Here is a 22,818-nt window from a genome sequence, read left to right as displayed (position 1 = left end):
ATCAGTTCTCCTTGAAGGGGAAACCGAGGTGCTTCAGCAGCACGCTGGCTTCCTTGTCGTCCTTGGTGCTGGTCACCACAGTGATGTCCATACCGCGCTGGTGATCGATCGAATCCGGATCGATCTCGTGGAACATGGACTGCTCGGTGAGACCAAAGTTGTAATTGCCCTGGCCGTCGAACTGGTCGCCGTTGATGCCGCGGAAATCGCGGATACGCGGCAGAGCCAGGGTCAGCAGACGATCCAGGAACTCCCACATACGGTCGCCGCGCAGGGTGACGTATGCGCCGATGGCCTGGCCCTCACGCAGGTGGAACTGCGCGACGGACTTCTTGGCCTTGGTGATCTTCGGCTTCTGGCCGGTGATCAGGGTGAGGTCCTTGACTGCGCCTTCGATGAGCTTGGAGTCGCGAGCCGCGGCGCCGACGCCCATGGAAACGACGACCTTCTGGATGCGAGCGACCTGCATCGGGTTGGAGTAGTTGAATTCCTTCTCCAGTTCCGGCACGATCTGCTCGTTGTACTTCGTCTTCAAGCGCGGAGTTGCCGGCGCTTCGATAGTGGTATCGGTCATGCCAGCTCCTTTCCGGACTTCTTGGCAACGCGCACGCGCACGGTCTTCACCTTGCCGTCGCGAACTTCCTGCTTCACGATCACGCCCACGCGGGTCGGCTGCTTGGTCTCCGGGTCGATCAGCATCACATTGGAGCGATGGATCGGAGCCTCGGTGGCGACGATGCCGGCCTGCTCGCCCTGCTGGGTGGCGCGCACGTGCTTCTTAACAATCTGGACACCTTCGACGATCAGTCGATCGTTCGGCAGCACACGGACAACGGTGCCTTCCTTACCGCGGTCCTTGCCGCGGATGACCTTGACCAGGTCGCCGCTCTTGATCTTGGCTACCATACTCAGATCACCTCCGGGGCGAGGGACACGATCTTCATGAAGCGCTTGTCGCGCAGTTCACGACCAACCGGTCCGAAGATACGAGTGCCCTTCGGATCACGGCCAGAGCCGAGGATCACGGCAGCGTTCTCGTCGAACTTGATGTAGGAGCCGTCAGCACGACGGTGTTCCTTAACGGTGCGGACGACGACGGCCTTGACCACGTCGCCCTTCTTGACCGACCCGCCAGGGATTGCATCCTTGACGGAGGCGACGATGATGTCGCCGATGCCGGCATAGCGTCGCTTCGATCCACCGAGCACTCGGATGGCAAGGATTTCCTTAGCACCCGTGTTGTCGGCGACATGAAGCCGCGTTTCCTGCTGAATCATTGATTCTCCTTAGCCGAGCTGGTTCTCCCCAAGCACCCCGTCCACCCGTTTCGAGCGGACGGGGTTACTCGCGGAGCCTTGCCGAACTTGTTTACTTGGCGCGCTCGATGATGCTATCGAGACGCCAACGCTTGGTCTTGCTCAAGGGCCGAGTCTCCATAATACTCACGAGGTCGCCAATTCGTGCCTCGTTGTGTTCATCATGGACCTTGACCGTGCGGGTGGAACGAACGACCTTGCCGTACAGCGGGTGGGTCGAACGCTGCTCGAGCTCGACGGAAATCGTCTTGTCCATCTTGTCGGACACGACGTAACCGCGACGAACCTTGCGGAAGTTACGCTCTTCAGCCATTACTTCTCCTCAGCTTTCGTTTCGGTCGCCTCGGGGGCCTGGCTGATGCCGAGCTCACGCTCGCGCAGGACGGTGTACATCCTGGCGATGTCGTGCTTGACCGCCTTGAGGCGGGCGGTGTTTTCGAGCTGACCGGTCGCTGCCTGGAAGCGCAGGTTGAACAGCTCTTCCTTGGACTTCTTCAGGAAGCCTTCGATCTCAGCGTTGGTCTTCTCGTTCAGATTCTTCATGGTGTATTCTGCAGATCCGACTGGCATCAGATGTCACCGCCTTCACGAGCAATAACACGGCACTTCATGGGGAGCTTGTCGATTGCGCGGCGCAGGGCCTCGCGAGCGACGTCCTCGGACACACCGCTGATTTCGAACATCACGCGGCCGGGGTGGACGTTGGCGATCCAGAATTCCGGAGCGCCCTTGCCGGAACCCATTCGGGTGCCGAGCGGCTTCTTGGTCAGCGGACGATCCGGGAAGATCGTGATCCACACACGACCGCCACGCTTGATGTAACGGGTCATGGCGATACGAGCTGCCTCGATCTGGCGGTTGGTCACGTAAGCCGGGGCGAGAGCCTGGATGCCGAAATCGCCGAAAGCGATCTCGTTGCCGCCCTTGGACATGCCACTGCGAACCGGACGGTGCTGCTTACGATACTTAGTTCTCTTTGGGATAAGCATTGTTCAGCTCACTCCTTCGTTTCCGTTGCGGCAGGAGCCTCAGCGGCCGGAGCCTGAGCGGCCTCGGTTGCGGCGTTCTGCTGCTGGGCGTTGCGCTGGCCACGACGCGGACGACGATCGCCGCGACGGCCCTGGCGGTTGTTGCCCTGCTGTGCCTGCTGCTCTTCGAACTCACGTTCGGTCATATCGCCCTTGTAGATCCACACCTTGACGCCGATACGGCCGTAGGTGGTCTTGGCCTCGAAGAAGCCGTAATCGATCAGGGCGCGCAGGGTCTGCAGCGGAACGCGACCCTCGCGGTAGAACTCGGAACGGCTCATTTCCGCGCCGCCAAGACGGCCGGAGAGCTTGATGCGGATACCCTTGGCGCCGGCGCGCATGGCATCCTGCTGAGCCTTACGCATCGCACGACGGAAGGTCACGCGGTTCGTCAGCTGCTCGGCGATGCCCTGGGCGACGAGCTGGGCGTCCAGTGCGGCGTTCTTCACTTCGAAGATGTTGAGCTGGACCTGCTTGCCGGTGAGCTTCTCGAGCTTGGCGCGGACGCGCTCAGCTTCGGCGCCGCGGCGGCCGATCACGATGCCCGGGCGAGCGGTGTGGATATCCACACGCACGCGGTCACGGGTGCGCTCGATGACGATGCGGGACACGCCTGCACGTTCGAGGTCCTTGCTCATGGCCTTGCGGATCGCATCGTCTTCGAGGACGAAGTCGCGGTAGCGTTCGCCAGCCTTGTTGGAATCGGAGAACCACTTGGAACGATGGTTCTCAGTGATGCCCAGGCGATAGCCAAAGGGATTAATCTTCTGACCCATCTTTAGCGGGCTCCTTCCTTGCTAGCGACCACGACCGTGATGTGGCTCGTACGCTTGTTGATACGAGCTGCGCGGCCCTGTGCACGAGCGCGGAAACGCTTGAGCGTCACGCCTTCGTCCACATAGGTCTCCTTGATGACCAGGTCGTTCTCGCGGAACGGTTCGCCGGCCTTGTCGGCCTTCACGCGGGCGTTCGCAATGGCGCTCTCAAGAACCTTGAGAACCGGAACGGACGCATCCTGCGGAGCGAACTTGAGGATGGTGATAGCGTCGGCTGCCTTCTTGCCTCGGATGAGGTCGACCATACGGCGAGCCTTGCGCGGCGTCACGCGGACGTGACGAGCGATTGCTTTAGCTTCCATGTGTCCTTACTCTCCTTTAGCGGCGTGCCTTCTTGTCGTCCTTCACGTGACCCTTGAAGGTCTTCGTGGGGGCGAACTCACCGAGCTTGTGTCCAACCATGGATTCGGTGACGAACACCGGCACATGCTTGCGACCATCGTGAACGGCGAAGGTGTGTCCGATGAAATCCGGGGTGATCATCGAACGGCGGGACCACGTCTTAATGACGTCGTGCGTGCCCTTCTCGTTCTGCTCGTCGACTTTCTTCTGCAGGTGGGCGTCGACGAAGGGGCCCTTCTTGATGCTACGAGTCATCTGCTCGACACTCCCTTACTTACGGTTCTTACCATTCGGACGACGACGAACAATCATCTTGTTCGAAGCCTTCTTCGGACGGCGGGTACGAACCTCGCCCTTGCCCCACGGAGAGACCGGCGGCTTGCCGCCGCGGGTACGACCGCCGTGCGGGTGATCGACAGGGTTCATGGATTCACCACGGGTGATCGGGCGCTTGCCCATCCAACGTGCACGACCGGCCTTACCGAGCTGGATGTTGGCGTGGTCGGAGTTGCCGACCTCACCGACGGTGGCGCGGCAGCGGGCGTCCACGTTGCGGATTTCGCCGGACGGCATACGCAGCTGGGCGTAGGCGCCGTCCTTTGCCACCAGCTGAACGGCGGCACCGGCGGAGCGGGCGATCTTGGCGCCGCCCAGCGGGCGCAGCTCGATGGCGTGCACCACGGTACCGGTCGGGATGTTCTTCAGCGGCAGGTTGTTGCCCGGCTTGATATCGGCCTGGGCGCCGGTTTCGATCTTGTCGCCCTGCTTGACGCCTTCCGGAGCGATGATGTAACGCTTCTCACCATCGGCGTAGTGCAGCAGTGCGATGCGAGCGGAACGGTTCGGGTCGTACTCGATGTGAGCGACCGTTGCCGGCACGCCGTCCTTATCCCAACGCTTGAAGTCGATGAGACGGTACTGGCGCTTGTGACCGCCGCCGCGATGGCGGGAGGTCATGCGGCCGTAAGAGTTGCGGCCGCCAGTCTTGCTGAGCTTGCGAACCAGCGACTTTTCAGGCGTGGAGCGCGTCAGATCGGAGAAATCCGAAACGGACGCGTTACGGCGGCCTGCAGTCGTCGGCTTATAAACGCGGATAGCCATAATCTAGTCTTCCTTTAACTTTTCTCGGCTAACCTTCAGTTACCGAAGATGTCAATCGTCTGGCCCTCAGCCACGGTCACGATGGCGCGCTTCTGGTTCACGCGCTGGCCGTAACCGGTGCGGGTGCGCACGCGCTTGCCCGGGCGGTTGAGAGTGTTGACGCTCGTCACCTTGACCTTGAAGATCTCTTCGATTGCCTGCTTGATCTGCACCTTGTTGGCGTTCGGGGCCACCACGAAGGTGTACTGGCCGCGATCGGACAGGGCGTAGCTCTTTTCGGAGACAACCGGCTTGAGGATAACGTCGTATGCGGGCTTATGAATAGCGACCATTAAAATCAGGCCTCCTTAGCCGTGCGCTCGGCCTTCGCCTCGAGGAAAGCTTCGAAGCCTTCCTTGGAGAAGACGACATACTGAGCGGTGACCACATCGTAGGTGTTCAGCTGATCGGCGAACAGCACGTGAACGGTCGGGATGTTGCGAACGGACAACCATTCGTTCACGTTGTCGCGGGAAAGCACGACGGTGGTGAACTTGTCAGCGGTGATCGGGTTCAGCGCGGCGACGGCGGCCTTGGTGGACGGTTCGGTGATGCCGAAGTCCACGACGGCGACGCGGCCGTTGTTGAAGCGGTCAGACAGCACGTACTTCAGAGCGGCGGCCTTCATCTTCTTCGGGGTGCGCTGGGTGTAGTCACGCGGCTGCGGGCCGTGCACGACACCACCGTGGTACCACTGCGGAGCGCGGATGGAGCCCTGGCGAGCACGACCGGTGCCCTTCTGCTTCCATGGCTTCTTGCCGCCACCGGAAACCATGCCACGGGTCTTGGTGGCGTGGGTGCCGGCGCGAGCAGCGGCGAGCTGAGCCACGACGACCTGGTGGATCAGCGGGACATGAGCCTGAACTTCTTCGGCGGAGAAGCCGAAGATTTCGGCGGGGGCTTCAACGGAGCCCGCAGCCTGGCCCTTGGCGTCGGTGACGTTCAGAGTAACGTTTGCCATGATTTATCAGGCTCCCTTCACTGCCGAACGAACGAGAACGATGCCACCCTTCGGGCCCGGAATGGCGCCCTTGATGGCGAGAATGCCGTTCTCGACATCCGACGAGACGATGGCGAGGTTCAGAGCGGTGTTGGTGACGTGGCCCATGCGACCAGCCATGCGCTTGCCCTTGAGAATACGGCTCGGGGTGGCGCATGCGCCGACAGAACCCGGACGACGTTCGTTCTTGTGAGAACCATGAGAACGACGATAGGACTTGAAGCCCCAGCGCTTGATGGTGCCGGCAAAGCCCTTACCCTTGGTGGTGCCGGTCACGTCGACCAAGGCGCCTTCCGGGAAGAGTTCAGCGGTCAGTTCCTGGCCCGGAGTGTACTCTTCGGCGTTGTCGGTGCGGACCTCGGCGAGGTGACGACGAGGGGTGACACCGGCCTTGGCGAAGTGGCCAGCGAGCGGCTTGGTGACCTTGGTCGGATCGACCATGCCGTAGCCGAGCTGGATGGCCTTGTAGCCATCGGTCTCTTCGGTCTTGACGGCGGTGATCACGTTGGTGGACACCTCAACGAGAGTGACGGGCACGAAGAAGCCGTTCTCGTCCCAAACCTGCGACATGCCGAGCTTCTTGCCCAGCAGTGCGGTGCGATTTGCATTCTGCGACATTGCGGTTCCCTCCTCCCTTACAGCTTGATCTCGATGTTGACATCTGCGGGCAGATCAATGTGCATCAGGGAGTCCACGGCCTTCGGGGTCGGGTCCACGATGTCGATGAGGCGCTTGTGGGTGCGCATCTCGAAGTGCTCGCGAGAATCCTTGTACTTATGAGGAGAACGGATAACACAGAAGACGTTCTTCTCCGTCGGGAGCGGAACCGGGCCAACCACAGTTGCACCCGCGTTCGTCACCGTTTCGACGATCTTCTTCGCCGATTGGTCGATGACCTCATGGTCATAGGACTTAAGCCTGATGCGGATTTTCTGTCCCGCCATTGCCTTCCGCCCTTTCTAGCGATTCGATTTACTGTTTACCAGCCTGCTTCATCAAAGGGCACCGGCGGAGGTGACCCAACGAGACGCACCCCTTCAGAGGCATACTCGTGGTCACACCACATCAGTGCGCGGCCATGTCTCATTCGCTCACGCGAAGCACATGCCACGCTCGCTTTTTTACTTCCAATTTGCGAGCCCTAGAATCAGGCAACTTGTTTATTAAAGCATCAGGGGTGGTCTTACGAAGTTCGGGCGTGTCGCAATCAGGGTCACGTAAAAACCATGGAATATCAAGCGAAATTCATATATCGTGAATTCATGGCACATCATCGAATTTCCGCCAGAAACTGGATTCCCCCACAGCCCGGAGCCTGGGTGATGGCATTGCTGCCCGCCCTTGCCGCAGTCGTTTTCGATTTTTCAGCGCGATCGATTTGGCTGCTTATGGCGTGGGCGCTGTGCTACTGCGTGCAATTCACGGGGTCGCGTTGGATTTCGTCGCGTTTCGCCCGCCGATACCTCTCCCCCGTCATCGTATATGCCGTGCTGCTCGCCGCCGTCGGCGTCCCGTATGTCATCGCCTATCCGAACATCCTGTATTGGGCGCCCGCGTATATTGCGCTCGCCGCAGTATCGTTCTTCGCCGCATGGCGCCGCGAGGAACGGTCCTTATGGGCGAACGCCGCCGCGGTACTGGCATCCTCCCTGATGGCCGCAGTGATCGCGCCTTCCGTGTGGGCGGCCGCGCCTGCCTTCGCCCTGACGCAATTCGGATCGGTGCTGTTCGTCAAAACGATGATCCGGGAACGCGGCAAACGTGCCTTCATATATGCATCCGTCGCGTGGCATGCCGTTTTGCTGCTGATTGCCTGCGCGATCACGGCATTATATACGCCTATCGCCTGGCTGTGGATTGCGGTGACGACATGGCTGCTGCTCCGCGCGGTTGCGCTGCCATTGATCGCACACCGCCATACGGTGCGACCGCTGGTCACCGGCATGGTCGAAATGGTATCCAGCATTGCCGTTTTCATTGCGGTTTTCGTCGTCGCGCCTTGGCTGACGCTGGGTTGACGCTGGGCCGCCGCCGGGCCGGTGCTGGGCTGAAGCCGGGCTGATGCTGGGCTGACGCTCGACTAATGCTGGCTGATACCAGGATAAGCACGCCCCGATATGGACGGACCGTGTGCGACCGCTCCAGTCTCGCCGCGCATCGCCGGACGGCCTCGTAACACGCCACACACCGCCGGACAGCCTCCCACACAAACTCGCCGCCCCGACACCGCCGCCCTCACGCCACAGCCTTTGACACCGCCCGTCCCTTACGCTGCCGCCCCTTACACTGTCCCTACACCGACCACCCCCTCCATCACCCACCTCCGCACCGCCACCCATCACCATCTTTGGCGGCGTTTTGCGGAGGCCAACACGCCGCCATGCTCCGTATCGCGTCGTAAAACGGCCATTTGCAACGCGACACAGAACACAGGGGCGTGTCGCCATCAGCAAAACATCGCGAAACAGGTGGGATGACGAATATGGAGAAGAAACATAACCAGAAACAGGAGGAAACGGGAAGAGGCAGACAGAGACAGTCAGAAAAGCAGGCAGAAACGACCGTAAGCAACCCAGAAGCAGCCAAATGCAGACGGATACAGGAAAAGTAGACAGAAGCAGGCAGAAGAAAGCCAAAAGCAGGCAGAGACAGAGAAACGGGCGGGAACAGGCGGAAACAGCCAAATGCAGACGGGCGCAGGCGGATGCGGGATACGACAAGGCCGCACAGATGCGGGATACGACAAAGGCCGTGCGGATCCCTTGATGGGAATTCGCACGGCCTTTGTTTACCGCGGATTATGCTGATTCAGATCAACATTGTCTGCCGTCAGATTCGCTCAGACGCGCTCGGAAGCCTCTTCGGTGGCGGCTTCGCCCTGACGCTCGACGCGCAGGCGATGGCCTTCGGCCTGAGAGACGCCATAGTAGGCGGCGATGGCGATGTCCTTCATATCCTCGATCTGCGGGATACGCGGGTTGGCCGGTGCGCACTGGTCTTCGTAGGCGCGCATGCCGATCTGGTCGAGGATGGACCAGAAGTAGTCCTCATCCACGCCGCAATCCTGGAAGCTCTTGTTCATGCCGAGCTTGTTGTCGCGGTAGTCCTCGACGGCCTTCGCCAGGTTCTCGACGGCTTCCTCCGGGGTCTTGCCCGGATTGACGCCGAGGTTCTTGGCGAGCTCCTGGTAACGTTCCGGAGCGATGTACTTGTTGTACTTCGGCCAGCTGGTCGGTTCCTCCGGGATGGAACCGTTATAGCGGATCACGTACGGCAGCAGGATGGAGTTGGTGCGGCCGTGGGCGACGTGGCACAGCGCGCCGATGGTGTGGGCCATGCCGTGGCACATGCCGAGGAAGGCGGAGCCGAAGGCCATGCCGGCCATGGTGGCGGCGTTGTGCATCTTCTCCTGGGCGTGGATCTTCTCTTCGCCCGGTTCGGCATTGACGGACTCGGCCAGGTTGTCCCAGATCAGCTTCGCCGCGTGCAGCGCCATGCCGTCGGTGAAGTCGTTGGCGTACACGGACACGTACGCCTCGAAGGAGTGGGTCAGGGCATCGAAGCCGGCGTCGCAGGCGAGGCGGCGCGGCTGGGTGCGGGCCAACACCGGATCGACGATGGCGACGGACGGGGTCAGCGCGTAATCGGTGATCGGGTACTTGTAGCCGGTCTTGTGATCGGTGATCACGGCGAACGGCGTGACTTCGGAGCCGGTGCCGGACGAGGTCGGGATGCACACGAGCTTGGCCTTCTTGCCCAGCGGCGGAATCTTGAAGGCGCGCTTGCGGATGTCGAAGAACTTCTCGCGCACGTCGGAGAAGGAGATTTCCGGGTGCTCGTACAGCAGCCACATGATCTTGGCCGCATCCATCGGGGAGCCGCCGCCGACTGCGATGATGGTGTCCGGCTCGAACTCCTCGCGCATCATTTCGGCGCCGCGTTCGACGGTTTCGACGCTCGGCTCCGGCTCGACGTAGTCGATGATGCGGAAGGTGACGTTGTTGGCGCGGGCGCGCAGCTGGTCGATGATCTTGTCGACGATGCCGAGCTGCTCCATGACCTTGTCGCACACGATGACGGCCCTTTCGATGCCGTACATGTCACGCAGGTACTTGACCGCGTTCGGCTCGAAGTAGGTCTTGGCCGGGATCTTGAACCACTGCATGTTGTTGTTCCTCCGAGCGATGCGCTTGACGTTGATGAGGTTCACGGCCTGAACGTTGCCGGAGACGGAGTTGCCGCCGTAGGAGCCGCAGCCCAGGGTGAGGGACGGGGCGATGGCGTTGTAGATGTCGCCCACGCCGCCGAGGGAGCTCGGGGAGTTCCAGATGATGCGGCAGGCGTGCATGCGCAGGCCGTATTCGCGGACCAGATCCTGGTCGTTGGTGTGGATGGCGGCGGTGTGGCCGGCGCCGTGCACCAGCATCTGCTCGCACATTTCGAAGGCGCTTTCCTTGTCGTTGGCCTTCAGCACGGCCTGGACCGGGGCGAGCTTCTCCATGGTCAGCGGCTCGTTCTCGCCGACTTCCTTGCATTCGGCCGCCAGAATGGTGGCGTCTTCAGGGATTTCGAAGCCCGCGGCCTTGGCGATGAACTGCGGGGACTTGCCCGGAACGACGGAGTTGAGCTTCGGGGTGCCGCCGGAGTAGGAGGTGCAGCCGAACATGTACTGTTCCAGCTTCGCCTTTTCCTCATCGTTGACGAAGTAGGCCTTGCGGCGCTTCATTTCGGCGACCAGCGGCGCGTAGACGTCCTTGTGGGCGATGATGGCCTGCTCGGTGGCGCAGATCATGCCGTAGTCGAAGTGCTTCGACAGGATCAGGTCGTTGGCGGCGCGCACGATGTCGACGTTCTTGTCGACGTATGCCGGAGCGTTGCCTGCGCCCACGCCGAGGGCCGGCTTGCCGGAGGAGTATGCGGCCTTGACCATGCCCGGACCGCCGGTGGCCAGGATGGTGGCGATGCCGGGGTGCTTCATAAGAGCGCCGGTGGCTTCGATGCTCGGATGCTCGATCCATTGGATGCAGTCGGCCGGAGCGCCTGCCTCGACGGCGGCGTCGCGCACGATGCGGGCCGCTTCGGCGGAGCACTTCTGCGCGAACGGGTGGAAGCCGAAGACGATCGGGCAGCGGGTCTTCAGCGCGATCAGCGACTTGAAGATCGCGGTGGAGGTCGGGTTGGTGACCGGGGTGACGCCGGCGACGACGCCGACCGGTTCGGCGATTTCGTCGATGCCCATCACGTCGTCTTCGCGGATGATGCCGACGGTGCGCTGTCCGGCCAGATAATTGGTGACATGCTCGCAGGCGAAGATGTTCTTGGTGGCCTTATCTTCGACCAGGCCGCGGCCGGTTTCGTCGACGGCCATCTTGGCGAGCACCAGATGCTTGTTCAGCGCTGCGATGGAAGCCTTGGCGACGATGTGGTCGACCTGCTTCTGATCCAGCTTTTCGAATTCCTTGAGAGCCTTCAGGCCCTTCTGTACGAGAGCGTCGACTTCGGCCTCGGCTGCGGCGAGCTTCTCTTCCGGGGTCGGCTTTGCCGGCTCTACGTTCTTCTTTGCCTCTGCCACTTGCAGTCCTCCTCGATCTTGCGGTTTGCAAAGCATCAAACGCATGTCACGCCTTTTGGCGGTGACCATGGCACACTTCGTGTGACCTGAATCACAATCTACCGAAATCCGCCATCTTTTGCATCACGTACTTTTCTGCAGCGTTTCATGTTATATTTTGTTTGTTTTAAGTGTGATTTATGTTAATTTTGGTCTGAAATCATCGATTTTTCCTCGGTCTGACACCTTTTGTTCACTTTTCAAGCGTTGTTCACACATAAAAGAAAACAGCATAATACGAACTTAGATAAACCCTTTTTATATAAGTGAAAATTTTTGACAACTTATATAAAAGTGCTTTAATAAAGGTATTCCGACACATCCGACAATGTCATGCGCAAAGCGGCGCAACAGCACAGCAAGGAAGTCCTCATGACATCGCAACAACGGATCAGCAATACCGGGAACACGCAAAGAGAATCCATAAGCGAGGCGACGACGTCCGTAAAACATCGCAACCGCACCGCAATCACGAAACTGCTCGCCACCGAAGGCGCGGCCACCAAGCAAGGCATCGCGCAGCGGCTTCGGCTAAGCCTGCCGACCGTCACGCAGAATCTCAAAGAACTGCTGCAAAGCGATGTCATCCGCGAAGGCGAACTGCAGGAATCGACAGGCGGCCGCAAAGCGCGCGCCTACGCCTTCAACGCACGCCACAACACCGCGATAGGCGTGGCCATGCACGCCACCGACGTCGTGCTGTATGCGCCCGACCTCAGCGGCGACATCATCGCGCATCGCCGTCGTACCATGCAATGCCGCAACGACAACGCCTACTACCAGCGATTGGGCGGCCTTATCAACGAATTCGCCAACGAATTGGCGGAAAACGGAAGCACGGTCAGCGAGGTCTGCTTCGCCGTCGACGGCATCGTCACGCCGAACGGCGAGGCCGTCATCGACATCGACAGCGCGGCGGCCGCGCAGGCGGCCTCCCAATCAGCCTCCCAATCAGCCTCACAGACCTCGCCGCAGACGATGCGACCAGCCTCGCCAACATCACCGCAAAAGACCCCGAAGACGTCGCCGCAGACAACGCCATACGCGGCATCGCCTGCAAGACCGCAGGCAGCGCCACCGGTATCCTCGCAGCAGACGATCGCACAGGCGACGCGCGCTCTCAGCGCAATCGCACAATCCGTACGACTTCCCGCCCGGCTCATCAGCAGCGCGCAGGCGTCGGCGACCGCCGAATTGTGGCATGACCGCACATTATGCGACGCGCTGTGCGTCTACCTTGACCGCAGGCCCACCGCAGCGGTCATCGTCAACGGCACGCTCTGCCCTGGAAGGGCGCGCCGCAACGGCATCATCAGCCATATGACGCTTGTGCCGCAAGGCCGCCCCTGCTATTGCGGACGGCGGGGATGCATGGACGCCTACTGCTCGCCCGAAGTGCTGATGGAAGACGGCGAAAGCCTGCCGGGCTTCTTCAGCGTGCTCGAACAGGGCGAATTGCATCATCGCGAGCGCATGGACGAATGGATGGAATATCTGGGGCAGGCGATCGCGAATATGCGAGGCGTCATCGCGGGCGATGTGATCGTCGGCGGCGAGGCGGCGCAATATTTGGACGATGACGATCTGGCGGCGTTGAAAACACGTATCGCGCGGCATTGCGTGTTCGATGATGATTTTGCGGTGCGACGCGGGCTTTGCGAGGAAGACCAGAATGCGATCGGCGCCGCGCTGCATTGCCTGGTCGATTATATGAAGGAGCTTTGCGCGATCGCGTAGCATGCGGGATTCCTATACGCGGAATTCCTGGATACGGGATCCCTGGATTCGGCAGTCTGCAGCCTGCAATATCGCGATTCGCGGACGTCTCGTATACGCGCATACGTTGTCGTATGAACACCACGACGACTCACGCCCGCACCAATCCACGTCTGCGCCAGCCCACACCTGCGCCAACTCATGCCTGCGCCAATCCACGCCCATGATCACGCCATCCGCATCCCGATCGCACGCATGGCTGCCCCGCCGATCACGGTGCGCGCGATTACAATAGGGTTATGGAGAATCCACCATTGCATCGCTATGCCACACGACCTGGCTTTTATTTCACGGATGACGGCGGGGCCGACGCGGTGATCCGCTCGGAAACCGCCGATCAGATATGGCTCAGCGTCATCGAGCCGTTGGATAAGCCTTCGGCGTTCTACAATGAGGCGATTCGCCTGCGCAAGGATTCTTTGAACGCTTTCGAACGGGATCTGCGTGAATACCATGTGGCGACGCGCGCCGTCGAGCATCTGGGCCTGCGCGAGACGCTGTTTCGCATGCAGGGGCCGAATTACGGCCTGTGGTACGTGCACCTGCCCAAGGCCTGGGACGGCATGCGATACGGCTACCGCGTCGACGGCGCGTGGGATCCGAGGCATGGCGTGCGTTTCAATCCGAACAAGATTCTGCTTGACCCGTACGGCAAGGGCATCGCCGGCCGTCTTGACTATGTGCCGGCCGCGTTTTCGTACGAATGCGAGATCGTCGACCGTAAGATCCGCGGATCCGCCTTCGGCGCGAAAAGTTCGTTGGATTCGTTGGGCAGCGTGCCGCTTTCGGTGGCGATCGACGACCGCGACAGCGCCAAGCATGACAACGAGCCGTCGCATCCGCATATTCCGTGGAGCAAAACCGTCATCTACGAGCTTCACGTGAAGGGCTTCACCGCGAACGCGCCTTGGCTGCCGGAGGAACTGCGCGGCACGTACGCCGGCCTTGCGCATCCTCGCACACTGGCCTATCTGCAGAAGCTGGGCGTGACCTCCATCGAATTGCTGCCGATTCAGGCCAAGCAGGACGAGCCGGTGCTGTTGGAACACAACCGTCCGAATTATTGGGGCTATTCGACGTTGAACTACTTCTCCCCCGAGCCCTCGTATGCGACGAAGGCGGCGCAGGCGGAAGGCGCGTCGGCGGTACGGCGTGAAGTCATCGACATGGTGCGCGCCTTGCATGAGGCCGGTTTCGAAGTGATCATGGACGTCGTCTACAACCACACCTGCGAAGGCGGCGTGGACGGCCCGACCGTCTGCTGGCGCGGCCTTGATTCGCTGGCATATTACCGTTCGCAGCCCGGCAATGCGGGGCTGCTGCAGGATACGACGGGTTGCGGCAATTCGTTGGATTTCACGAATACCCATGTGGTGACGTTTGCGATCGATTCGCTGCGGTATTGGGCCAAGCGCATCGGCATCGACGGATTCCGTTTCGATCTGGCGACGACGTTGGCGCGTCTGGACGGACAATTCACGAAGCATCATCCGTTCCTGTACGCGCTGCGCAGCGACCTGCTGCTGGGCAATCTCAAACTCATCATGGAACCGTGGGATCTGGGCGACCGCGGCTGGCGCACCGGCCAGTTCGGCCTGCCGTTCGGCGAATGGAACGATCGTTTCCGTGATACGTCGCGCACATTCTGGCTGACCGACGTGGATTCGCCGACCTGCGGCGGCACGGTGACGATGCAGGAAATCGCCACAAGACTGTGCGGTTCGGCCGACATGTTCGCCAGCGACCCGGGGCGCGGCGCGACGGCATCCATCAATTACGTGGCCTGCCATGACGGTTTCACGCTTGCCGATCTGACGCAGTACGCGCGCAAGCATAATCTGCCGAACGGCGAAAACAACAATGACGGCAGCAATGTCAACCATTCGACGAATTTCGGTGTGGAAGGGCCGAGTGACAATCCTGCGATCAATGCGAAACGCGAGCGCGCGGCGATGAATCTGATCGGCATGCTGGTGTTGTCGTTGGGCACTCCGATGCTGCTCGCCGGCGACGAATTCGGCAATTCGCAGCAAGGCAACAACAATGCGTATTGCCAGGACAATGAGACGAGTTGGCTGGATTGGTCGTGGCTGCGCGGTCCTGCCGATTCGCCGCAGCGTCGCCGCGTTGATGCGACGGCGGAGCTGATCGCCCTGCGCAAATCACTAGACCAGTTCCATCATGAGGATTTCTTCACACGATTGACGCAGCTGGGATTGCTTAAGCCTTCAAGCCGCGTGCAATGGTTTTTGCAGGATGGCACGACGCCGATGGAACAGGATTGGTTCGACGCGAATATTCGCAGTTTTGTAATGCGATTGGTGTCGAATGATGATGCCGACATTTTGATCGTAGTCAACGGCGCCTGCAAGGATATGACGTTCCGTCTGCCGTCCGACAGCCTGTGGGAATGCCTGTGGTCCTCGGCCGGCCCCGTTTCCGATGCGGATGGCACGATCATCGTGTCGCCGCTGCCGGAGGATGATGGGACGGGCGATGGCGCCTCCGCTGATGACGCTTCCGCTGGTGATGCCGCCGTTGGTGACGCCGCCGGGAAGGCTGGAGCTACCGGAAAGGGTGGAATTGATGGAAAGACCGACGCCGCTGCTGCCGGTGTCTCCTCCACGACTGATGATGCCGCCGATGCCGATGCCGAATACGACTATGTGACGCGCAGCGATTACGCCGATGACGTGGCGGATGACAATGACGATGACGAGGTGGCCAAGTCCCCCGATGACGTCTTCCCCGGATTCACCGCCCAGACCTTCCCGATGCCTGCCCTCAGCATCAATCTGATGCGTCAGATGACCTACTGACCCGTCCCACTCCGGCTTCCGGCAGCATCCGCACCACCCAGCCGGCTTCCTCTCATCCCAACTGGCCTCCCCGTACCCATCCCCTGACGCTTTTGACCGCAACACGCCGGGGTCGCCGGTCAAAACCGTCAGCACAGCGCATCAGTCAACTCCAGCCCGCTCCAGTCCTTGACAGTATTGACCGCAACACGCCGGGGTCGCCGGTCAAAACCGTCAACGCACCACACCAACCAACACCAGCCCGCCCCCACCCCTGACACTTTTGACCGCATAACCCGGCGCGTCGCGACCAAAAACGTCAGCACAACACACCAACCGGCACCAGCCCGGCCCCACCTCTGACAGTATTGACCGCAACACGCCGCAGGCGCCGGCCAAAAACGTCAGCACAGCGCATCAGTCAACTCCAGCCCGCCCCAGTCCTTGACACTTTTGACCGCATAACCCGGCGCGTCGCGACCAAAACCGTCAACACAACACACCAACCGGCACCAGGCCAACCCGACCTCTGACACTTTTGACCGGCGACCGCGGCGTGTTGAGGTCAAAACCGTCAACGCAGCACAGAAAGAGGGACGAGGATGAGAGACGGACAGATAGAACAAACAGACAGGACAACCACCAGGAACAAACAAACAGGAACAAACAAACAGGAACAAACAAACAGGAACAAACAAAGAGACAGAACAAACAGACAGGACAAACAGGCTGGCTGAAGATACGAAAAAGGCCCTCGGAGGGAAATCCGAGGGCCTTTGGTAAAGCCGTAAAGCTTTAGCGCTTCGAGAACTGCGGAGCGCGACGAGCCTTGTGCAGACCAGCCTTCTTGCGTTCCACGACGCGGGCGTCGCGGGTCAGGAAGCCGGCCTTCTTCAGGGCGGCGCGGTTCGCGTCACGATCGATGGCGTTCAGAGCGCGGGCGACACCCAGACGGATGGCGCCGGCCTGTCCGGTGGTGCCGCCACCGTCAACGAGGACGATGGCGTCGAACTTGCCTTCGAGCTTGAGCAGCACGATCGGGGAGTTCACTTCACGCTGCAGCAGCTTGGCCGGGAAGTACTCTTCCAGAGTGCGGCCGTTGATGCTCCACTTGCCGGTGCCCGGAACCAGACGGACACGGGCGACGGCTTCCTTGCGACGGCCGGTGCCGTAGCCCGGAGCGATCGTGGAGGTGCCGGTGCCTGCGCCGGAGTTGGTTTCGGTGGTGTACGAGGTGAGCTCCTCTTCGGTTTCGAGAACCGCGGAGTTGTTGGTGTTTTCAGCCATGTTTCTCTATCTCCCTTCGGTTCACTTACCCTGCTGCGAGACCTGAGTGATCTCGAAGACCTGAGGCTGCTGAGCAATGTGCGGATGTTCGGCGCCGCTGAAGACGCGCAAGCGGCCCAGCTGCACCTTGGACAGACGGTTCTTCGGCATCATGCCCTTGATGGCAGCGGTGATGATGCGTTCCGGCTTGTTCTTCAGCAGCTCGGCGTAGGTATCACGACGCAGGCCACCCGGACGACCGGAGTGCATGTACAGTTCCTTGCCCATCTTGTTGCCGGTCAGAGCGATCTTGTCGGCGTTGATGATGATCACGTGGTTGCCAGAATCAGCGTGCGGAGCGAAGGTCGGCTTGTTCTTGCCGCGCAGCAGAATGGCAGCCTGGCTGGCAAGGCGTCCGAGCACAACGTCGGTGGCGTCGATAATGTACCAGTCGTGAGTCAGATCAGCTGGCTTCGGTGTGAAAGTTTTCACGATGTACCTTTTCTATTCATTGTGTTCCGGGCTTAACAACATGGCCTTCGCGTTGAAAGGGACGCTCAGACGATCTGTAAAGCCTCATTATCCGTGGGCTCCCTGAAAGTCCTCGATGGCGAGTGGGAAAGCGCTTTGAAGGACCCCGTAGGGAAACACAACAATCTATTAGTGTATCGCCTGCCTTGACATTCGGCAAGCCGTGCCGTCCTGCGCGACATGCCGAATGCCCGGGCGATGCGGGGCCCGCAATCAGCCGCGCATGATTCCGGCGATATGCTGCAGACGAGGATTGTCGAACAGTGATTCCAGCGGCACGACATTGCCGTGGCCGTCCGCCAAAGGAATACGCCAGTTGGCGTATTCGTTGTTGGTGCCGGGCTGATTCTGCGCGCGCTTTTCGCCGACCGCGTCGACGATGGAGGCGGCCAGCAGCTTGCAGGACGATCCCTTCAGGCCGCGGTACAGGGCGTCCACGATTTCATCTTCGTTGGCGATTTCATCGTCAAGCATCGACTTGTCGAGATAGCCGTTTTCGACGAGCATGTCGAGCATCGCGTTATGTTCGGCCGTTGCCGAAGCCTGGAATTCCTCGACCGGGCCGGTGAGCAGTCCCAGACGTTCGCGCAGCTTGACGTGCTCATATTCCAGGTAGCCGGCCGCCGGCGGCAGATCATGCGTGTTGACGGATGCCAATGCGTACGGACGCCAATCCTTCGGGGCTCGGAATTCGCCGTCGAACTGTTCGAACCATTCGACGGCGCAGCCCAGGATGCCATGGGACGACAGCGACTTGGCCACATACGACGGCACGACGCCCAGATCCTCGCCGACGACGACGCCGCCCGCACGGCTGGCTTCAATGGCGAGGATGCCGAGCATGACATCGGAATCGTAATGCACGTATGCGCCGTCCGTGGCCTGCTTGCCCGACGGAATCCACCACAGGCGGAACAGGCCAAGAATATGGTCGATGCGCACTGCGCCCGCATTCGAGAACATGCCGTGCACCATATCGCGATACACGCGGTAGCCGGTGCGTTCCAGTTCGATCGGGTTGAGCGGAGGCTGGCTCCAATCCTGCCCCTGCTGGTTGAACATGTCCGGCGGAGCGCCGACCGTGGCGCCCTTGGCGAAACGTTCCGGATACCACCATGCGTCGGCGCCGCACGGATGCACGCCGACCGCCATATCGGCCATGATGCCGATGCGCATGCCGGCGTCGCGCGCGGCCTGCTGCGCGTCATGCAGCTGTTCCACGGCCACCCATTCCATCCAGCGATAGAAGTCAAGCGTATCCGGATACTGTTCGCGCAGACGGGCGACCTCGGGCGAATCCTTCGTCAGACGCTGCGTCCATCCGGCGTTCTCGCCGTCGCCATCGGGGGCGCCGAGCTTGTCGTAGCACAGGCACCAGGTCGCATACGCTTCCAATTCGTCGCCGCACGCCTGCTTGTAATCATCGAATGCCTGCTGGCGTCCCGCGCTGCGGCCGGCCTTGTAGATCGTCCACAATGCGCGCATCTTCGCATGCCACATCGCATCGCGGTCGATGATCTGCGCGTCGCCGTTCAACGGCTCGACGTCGCCGTGCAGCGCGTCGATCTGCGCCTTGTCCCCGTCGGACAGCATCGCATATTCGGCGATATCCTCCGGATGGATGTATGTGAAATTCACGAAACGACGCGACACCGGCAAATACGGCGACGGCGTCAGCGGCGACACCGGTTCGGCCGCGTGCAGCGGATTGATCAGCATGAAATCGGCGCCGGTCTTGCGCTTGGATTCGACCAGCAAAGTCTTCAGATCACGATAATCGCCGACGCCCCAGGAAGCGTCCGAACGAATCGAATAGAGCTGACTCATCCAGCCCCACAGCGAGCCTTCCTTCATCGGATCGAGCAGGTCGATCTTTTCGGGGGCGCTGATCAGCGTCACATCCTGCGTACGCCAGCCGGCGCGGACATGCAGGGTGTGGTAGCCCATCGGCAGGTCGGCGGGAAGATGCACGGCCGCCGTGGCCATGAAGGTGCCGTTCATGTCGAACGCCTGTTCGGCGCTGCCTGGCCCGATCTTGATCGCGCCCGGATATTCCTCGCCGTTTTCCAGCGTGATGCTCGCCGTGGGCACATCCATGATGGCCGTGTTCACCAGAACGGTGTCGTCGTGGCCGACGATATGCAGCGCGGTGGGCGCAAGCAGACGCTCGTGACGCTCTTCATGCAGGGCTTCGAGCGAATCGTCCACCGCTTTGTCGTCGGAGGCGTCGATGCCCAATGCTGCGAGCACGGCAATCAGAACATCATCGTCGATTTCGTGATAGTCGTTGCTCATTCCGACATAGCTGGTTGCGATTCCGGCCATTTTCGCCAGTCGAATCAGCGGCCGGGCGAGTCGCTGCTTGCTTTCGCTCTGCTGTACGTTGTCATTCTTCTCTGTCATACACACCAGTGTATGCCAAACGCGGCCCGTCACGACATTTCGCAACGCTGTGCGGACATCAGAATGACAACGTATGCAGCAATCCGGCGGATTCTGGATATCCGGCGGATTCTGGAAATCCTGAAGATCCAGAGATTCCCGAATATCCACAAAATCCCGAATATCCGGAAAATCCGGAATCTTAAGGAATCCGGAATCTTCTGAAAGCCTGAATATCCAAAAAATCAGCGACGGTTTGCGGCGTGCACCACTTCCGGCGACTGATCGGATTTCAAGCGTTCCAGCGTCTCCTGCGAAGCGTTGGGATTCAACGCGACGGCGCGACGCACCATGGACGACAGCACGACAGGCGCGTCCGGCTCCAGTTCAGCGCCCAATTTCGACAGAAAATCAAGCGTCTCCGCGTCGGTTTCCGTGCTTTGCGCGCCTTCCAGTCGCATCTTCCATGATGTGCGCTTGTTATGCAGTGCGATGGTGCGCGTCTCATGGTCGGAGTCCTTCGTCAGGCGGCCCACCAGCCAGTTCTTGTCGTCCGTGTTGGCGGCCACCGCGCGGCGCACTTCCGGCGATTCGTCGGCCGACAGTTTGACCAGCACATTCGGGAACGGCATGGTCCGGGCCAGGAAAACGCGATCCTCCAGCGGCGTATGCGGATTGCCCGCGACGGCCTCCAGCAATGCGGTGGCGCGCGAGAATCCCGCCTGGTCGGAACGGTCCGGCAGCGGGCGGCGAGCGAATTCGCTGAGCTCCGCAGGATCGGTGGAATGACGCAGCCGCTCATAGGTGGCCGTCAACGGCTCGAACCCTTCGGGGGCCGCATCGGAGGTTTTCGCGTTTTCACTGATTTCGCTGGTATCGCTCATACACTCCACCTTATCCTCTACACCCGCACCGGGCGACTCAGCATGTCGACCGGATCGGGAATCACGGCGGCATTGAATGTCTCGCGTACGCGCATTGCAAAATCAGCGCATCTGTCTTTGGGAACGATCGCGCTCATCACGATGCGGTCGGTATACCGCTCATCGGCCTGCTCGCCGTCGCAACGTGACAGAATCTGCTGGAACGCTCCCAGCTGCGCGTATTCCAAGCGCACACGATACCGTTGGCAGGGCACGATCGCCGCGATCTCTGCGGCCTTCACCGCAATCGACGCGCCGGTCGAATATGCGCGGATCAGACCGCCCGATCCCAGCAGAACGCCGCCGAAATATCGCGTGACGGCCACCACGCAATCCGTCAGGTCATTGGCGCGGATCACGTCAAGAATCGGCTTGCCCGCAGTGCCGGAAGGCTCGCCGTCGTCGCTCATGCGTTCGCTCAGACGCCCGTCCGCGCCGCCGCACACCGCCGCATACGCGACATGACGCGACTTGGGATGCCGTTCGCGAATCGTCTCGACGAACGCGAGCGCCTCATCCAGGGAATCGATGTGGCAGGCGTCGCCGATGAATTCGGATTTCTTTTCGACGAACGCGTCGTGCGCCGGCTGTGCGGCGGCGTTCATGATTGTGCGCATTGGCGGCCTTCCGGGATGTGAGGATTGTGCGGGATGATTTTGGGCCGATCCGGGCGAAGTCGGATCATCGCTGATTGCGTTCCGTTCCGATCCGGTGCAGGTTGATTCAAACCGATGCGGACCGATTCAGATCGGATCGGATTGAAACGGATTGGATCGGAGGACTTGAGGATTATCGCAGACCTCTTCAGACGACGGCGTTGTAGTCGCCGCCCGTGAAGAACGATGCGACCGCTTCGACGACCTGCTTGGTCAGATTCGCATAGGCCCCGTCGGAACGCCATGCGACATGCGGCGTCAGCACAAGCCCGTCGATGGCGCAGAGCGGGTCGTCGGCCGCAAGCGGTTCATGCTCGTACACGTCGAGCGCGGCCGGAATGTCGCCACGCTGCAGACGGGCGAGCAGCGCCCCCGGCTCGATCACTTCGGCGCGGGCCGTGTTGATGAACAGCGTGCCGGGACGCAGCGCTTCCAAATCGGCTGCGGTGATGATGCCGCGCGTCGCCTCCAACAGCGGCATATGCACGGAGACGACATCGGCGCCGGCGATCAGCTCGCGCATATCGTCCACAGGCGTGGCGCCGCATGCTTCGAACGCGCCGGCGGGAACATTGCTGCTCCACGCGGAAACCCGCATGCCATAGGCGCCGGCGATGCGCGCCACCGTCTGCCCGATGCCGCCGAGTCCGATGATCGCAAGCCTTTTGCCGTACAGGTCGAAGCCGTCTTCGCCATCCCAATTGCCGGCCCGCACCTGCGCGTCCAAACGTCCGACGCGGCGCGTCAATTCCATCAGCAGCGCCATCGTATGCTCGGCGACGGCATGGTCGCCGTAATGCACGACATTGCATACGCGAACGCCCATATCGCGCGCCAGATCAAGATTGATGTAGCTGGCGACGCCGGTGCCGCCGAACGCGAAGCATTTCGCATGCGTGCCGAGCGTGCCCAGAACGCGGTCGCCGCAATGGATGCCGATCACGATGATCGCGTCCGCGTCTTCGCAGCGGCGGATGATCTCATCCTCATCCAACGTGTAATCCGTGAACATGCGCAGGCGGGCGACGTTTTCCAGCAGGATCGCCCAACGCCGGAACGGTTCGATCATCGCTTCGAAAACGGCCGGCATCACCACCAGCGGCAGATCGGTGCGTTCCGGCTGCGTTTCGACGATCCGCGGATATGCGGCGGCGCAATCGGACGCCGCCGCGCCACCAGACGTTACGGCGCGATCAGACGTTACGGCGTTATC

24 protein-coding genes are annotated in these 22,818 nt (G+C 60.9%); 3 read left to right on the top strand and 21 right to left on the bottom strand.

What is annotated here, in order from left to right:
- Position 1: 1 nt before the first annotated feature.
- The 14 genes from rplE to rpsJ form a co-directional block, all read right to left on the bottom strand.
- The gene (gene rplE / locus AC1AX7_RS04105; RefSeq protein WP_476508823.1) at positions 2 to 574 is read right to left on the bottom strand and encodes a 50S ribosomal protein L5; all 573 of its coding nucleotides are present in this window, start codon (positions 572 to 574) and stop codon (positions 2 to 4) included.
- Positions 571 to 906 (bottom strand): 50S ribosomal protein L24, encoded by a 336-nt coding sequence (gene rplX, locus AC1AX7_RS04100; protein ID WP_476508822.1) that lies wholly within the window; start codon positions 904 to 906, stop codon positions 571 to 573. The genes rplE and rplX overlap by 4 nt, the downstream gene beginning before the upstream one ends.
- A gap of 2 nt (positions 907 to 908) precedes the next feature.
- Positions 909 to 1,277, bottom strand: coding sequence for a 50S ribosomal protein L14 (rplN, locus tag AC1AX7_RS04095; protein WP_476508821.1), 369 nt, complete (start codon positions 1,275 to 1,277; stop codon positions 909 to 911).
- Between the two features lie 91 nt (positions 1,278 to 1,368).
- Positions 1,369 to 1,629, bottom strand: a complete 261-nt coding sequence (gene rpsQ, locus AC1AX7_RS04090; protein ID WP_476508820.1) for a 30S ribosomal protein S17 — start codon at positions 1,627 to 1,629, stop codon at positions 1,369 to 1,371.
- Positions 1,629 to 1,886 carry a 50S ribosomal protein L29 gene (gene rpmC, locus AC1AX7_RS04085; protein ID WP_476508819.1) on the bottom strand — a complete coding sequence of 86 codons (258 nt, stop codon included), beginning with the start codon at positions 1,884 to 1,886 and terminating at the stop codon, positions 1,629 to 1,631. Before rpmC ends, rpsQ begins: the two co-directional genes overlap by 1 nt.
- Complete coding sequence (rplP, locus tag AC1AX7_RS04080) at positions 1,886 to 2,305, bottom strand: 50S ribosomal protein L16 (RefSeq protein ID WP_476508818.1); 420 nt, start codon at positions 2,303 to 2,305, stop codon at positions 1,886 to 1,888. Before rplP ends, rpmC begins: the two co-directional genes overlap by 1 nt.
- A gap of 8 nt (positions 2,306 to 2,313) precedes the next feature.
- The gene (gene rpsC, locus AC1AX7_RS04075; RefSeq protein WP_476508817.1) at positions 2,314 to 3,120 is read right to left on the bottom strand and encodes a 30S ribosomal protein S3; all 807 of its coding nucleotides are present in this window, start codon (positions 3,118 to 3,120) and stop codon (positions 2,314 to 2,316) included.
- A 2-nt stretch (positions 3,121 to 3,122) separates the two neighbouring features.
- Positions 3,123 to 3,482, bottom strand: coding sequence for a 50S ribosomal protein L22 (gene rplV / locus AC1AX7_RS04070; RefSeq protein WP_476508816.1), 360 nt, complete (start codon positions 3,480 to 3,482; stop codon positions 3,123 to 3,125).
- Positions 3,483 to 3,498: 16 nt separating this feature from the next.
- Positions 3,499 to 3,777: a 30S ribosomal protein S19 gene (rpsS, locus tag AC1AX7_RS04065; RefSeq protein ID WP_476508815.1), complete on the bottom strand. Its 279-nt coding sequence runs from the start codon at positions 3,775 to 3,777 to the stop codon at positions 3,499 to 3,501.
- A gap of 15 nt (positions 3,778 to 3,792) precedes the next feature.
- On the bottom strand, positions 3,793 to 4,623 hold the full coding sequence (gene rplB / locus AC1AX7_RS04060) for a 50S ribosomal protein L2 (RefSeq protein ID WP_476508814.1): 831 nt from the start codon (positions 4,621 to 4,623) through the stop codon (positions 3,793 to 3,795).
- 35 nt (positions 4,624 to 4,658) lie between these two features.
- Positions 4,659 to 4,955, bottom strand: coding sequence for a 50S ribosomal protein L23 (gene rplW / locus AC1AX7_RS04055; RefSeq protein ID WP_476508813.1), 297 nt, complete (start codon positions 4,953 to 4,955; stop codon positions 4,659 to 4,661).
- A 5-nt stretch (positions 4,956 to 4,960) separates the two neighbouring features.
- Positions 4,961 to 5,623 carry a 50S ribosomal protein L4 gene (gene rplD, locus AC1AX7_RS04050; RefSeq protein WP_476508812.1) on the bottom strand — a complete coding sequence of 221 codons (663 nt, stop codon included), beginning with the start codon at positions 5,621 to 5,623 and terminating at the stop codon, positions 4,961 to 4,963.
- A gap of 6 nt (positions 5,624 to 5,629) precedes the next feature.
- Positions 5,630 to 6,280, bottom strand: a complete 651-nt coding sequence (gene rplC / locus AC1AX7_RS04045; protein WP_476508811.1) for a 50S ribosomal protein L3 — start codon at positions 6,278 to 6,280, stop codon at positions 5,630 to 5,632.
- Between the two features lie 17 nt (positions 6,281 to 6,297).
- Positions 6,298 to 6,606, bottom strand: a complete 309-nt coding sequence (gene rpsJ, locus AC1AX7_RS04040; RefSeq protein WP_003827292.1) for a 30S ribosomal protein S10 — start codon at positions 6,604 to 6,606, stop codon at positions 6,298 to 6,300.
- A 282-nt stretch (positions 6,607 to 6,888) separates the two neighbouring features.
- On the opposite strand from rpsJ, the gene AC1AX7_RS04035 reads away from it, so the two are divergent.
- Positions 6,889 to 7,680 (top strand): YwiC-like family protein, encoded by a 792-nt coding sequence (locus tag AC1AX7_RS04035; protein WP_476508810.1) that lies wholly within the window; start codon positions 6,889 to 6,891, stop codon positions 7,678 to 7,680.
- An 821-nt stretch (positions 7,681 to 8,501) separates the two neighbouring features.
- Here AC1AX7_RS04035 and adhE read toward each other — a convergent pair.
- Positions 8,502 to 11,234 carry a bifunctional acetaldehyde-CoA/alcohol dehydrogenase gene (adhE, locus tag AC1AX7_RS04030; protein ID WP_476508809.1) on the bottom strand — a complete coding sequence of 911 codons (2,733 nt, stop codon included), beginning with the start codon at positions 11,232 to 11,234 and terminating at the stop codon, positions 8,502 to 8,504.
- 411 nt (positions 11,235 to 11,645) lie between these two features.
- Here adhE and AC1AX7_RS04025 point away from each other — a divergent pair, with 411 nt between their 5' ends.
- A complete protein-coding gene (locus AC1AX7_RS04025) occupies positions 11,646 to 13,010 on the top strand; it encodes an ROK family transcriptional regulator (RefSeq protein WP_476508808.1) in 1,365 nt (454 codons plus the stop codon).
- Between the two features lie 278 nt (positions 13,011 to 13,288).
- The gene (glgX, locus tag AC1AX7_RS04020) at positions 13,289 to 15,868 is read left to right on the top strand and encodes a glycogen debranching protein GlgX (protein WP_476508807.1); all 2,580 of its coding nucleotides are present in this window, start codon (positions 13,289 to 13,291) and stop codon (positions 15,866 to 15,868) included.
- Positions 15,869 to 16,642: 774 nt separating this feature from the next.
- Here glgX and rpsI read toward each other — a convergent pair.
- From rpsI to AC1AX7_RS03990, 6 genes are all read right to left on the bottom strand, one after another.
- Entirely contained in the window at positions 16,643 to 17,134 is a 492-nt protein-coding gene (gene rpsI / locus AC1AX7_RS04015) for a 30S ribosomal protein S9 (protein ID WP_476508806.1), read from the bottom strand.
- 21 nt (positions 17,135 to 17,155) lie between these two features.
- Positions 17,156 to 17,605, bottom strand: a complete 450-nt coding sequence (gene rplM, locus AC1AX7_RS04010) for a 50S ribosomal protein L13 (protein WP_476508805.1) — start codon at positions 17,603 to 17,605, stop codon at positions 17,156 to 17,158.
- Positions 17,606 to 17,857: 252 nt separating this feature from the next.
- Positions 17,858 to 20,047, bottom strand: a complete 2,190-nt coding sequence (gene malQ / locus AC1AX7_RS04005; protein WP_476508804.1) for a 4-alpha-glucanotransferase — start codon at positions 20,045 to 20,047, stop codon at positions 17,858 to 17,860.
- A gap of 224 nt (positions 20,048 to 20,271) precedes the next feature.
- On the bottom strand, positions 20,272 to 20,910 hold the full coding sequence (locus AC1AX7_RS04000) for an AbrB family transcriptional regulator (RefSeq protein WP_476508803.1): 639 nt from the start codon (positions 20,908 to 20,910) through the stop codon (positions 20,272 to 20,274).
- A gap of 17 nt (positions 20,911 to 20,927) precedes the next feature.
- Entirely contained in the window at positions 20,928 to 21,566 is a 639-nt protein-coding gene (locus AC1AX7_RS03995; protein WP_476508802.1) for an IMPACT family protein, read from the bottom strand.
- 187 nt (positions 21,567 to 21,753) lie between these two features.
- Positions 21,754 to 22,695, bottom strand: a complete 942-nt coding sequence (locus AC1AX7_RS03990) for a D-2-hydroxyacid dehydrogenase family protein (protein WP_476508882.1) — start codon at positions 22,693 to 22,695, stop codon at positions 21,754 to 21,756.
- Positions 22,696 to 22,818: the final 123 nt, after the last annotated feature.

Source organism: Bifidobacterium sp. LH_449 (assembly GCF_056356755.1).
Note: the sequence above shows the minus strand (reverse complement) of the source record. Positions and strands in the feature narration are given on the sequence as shown.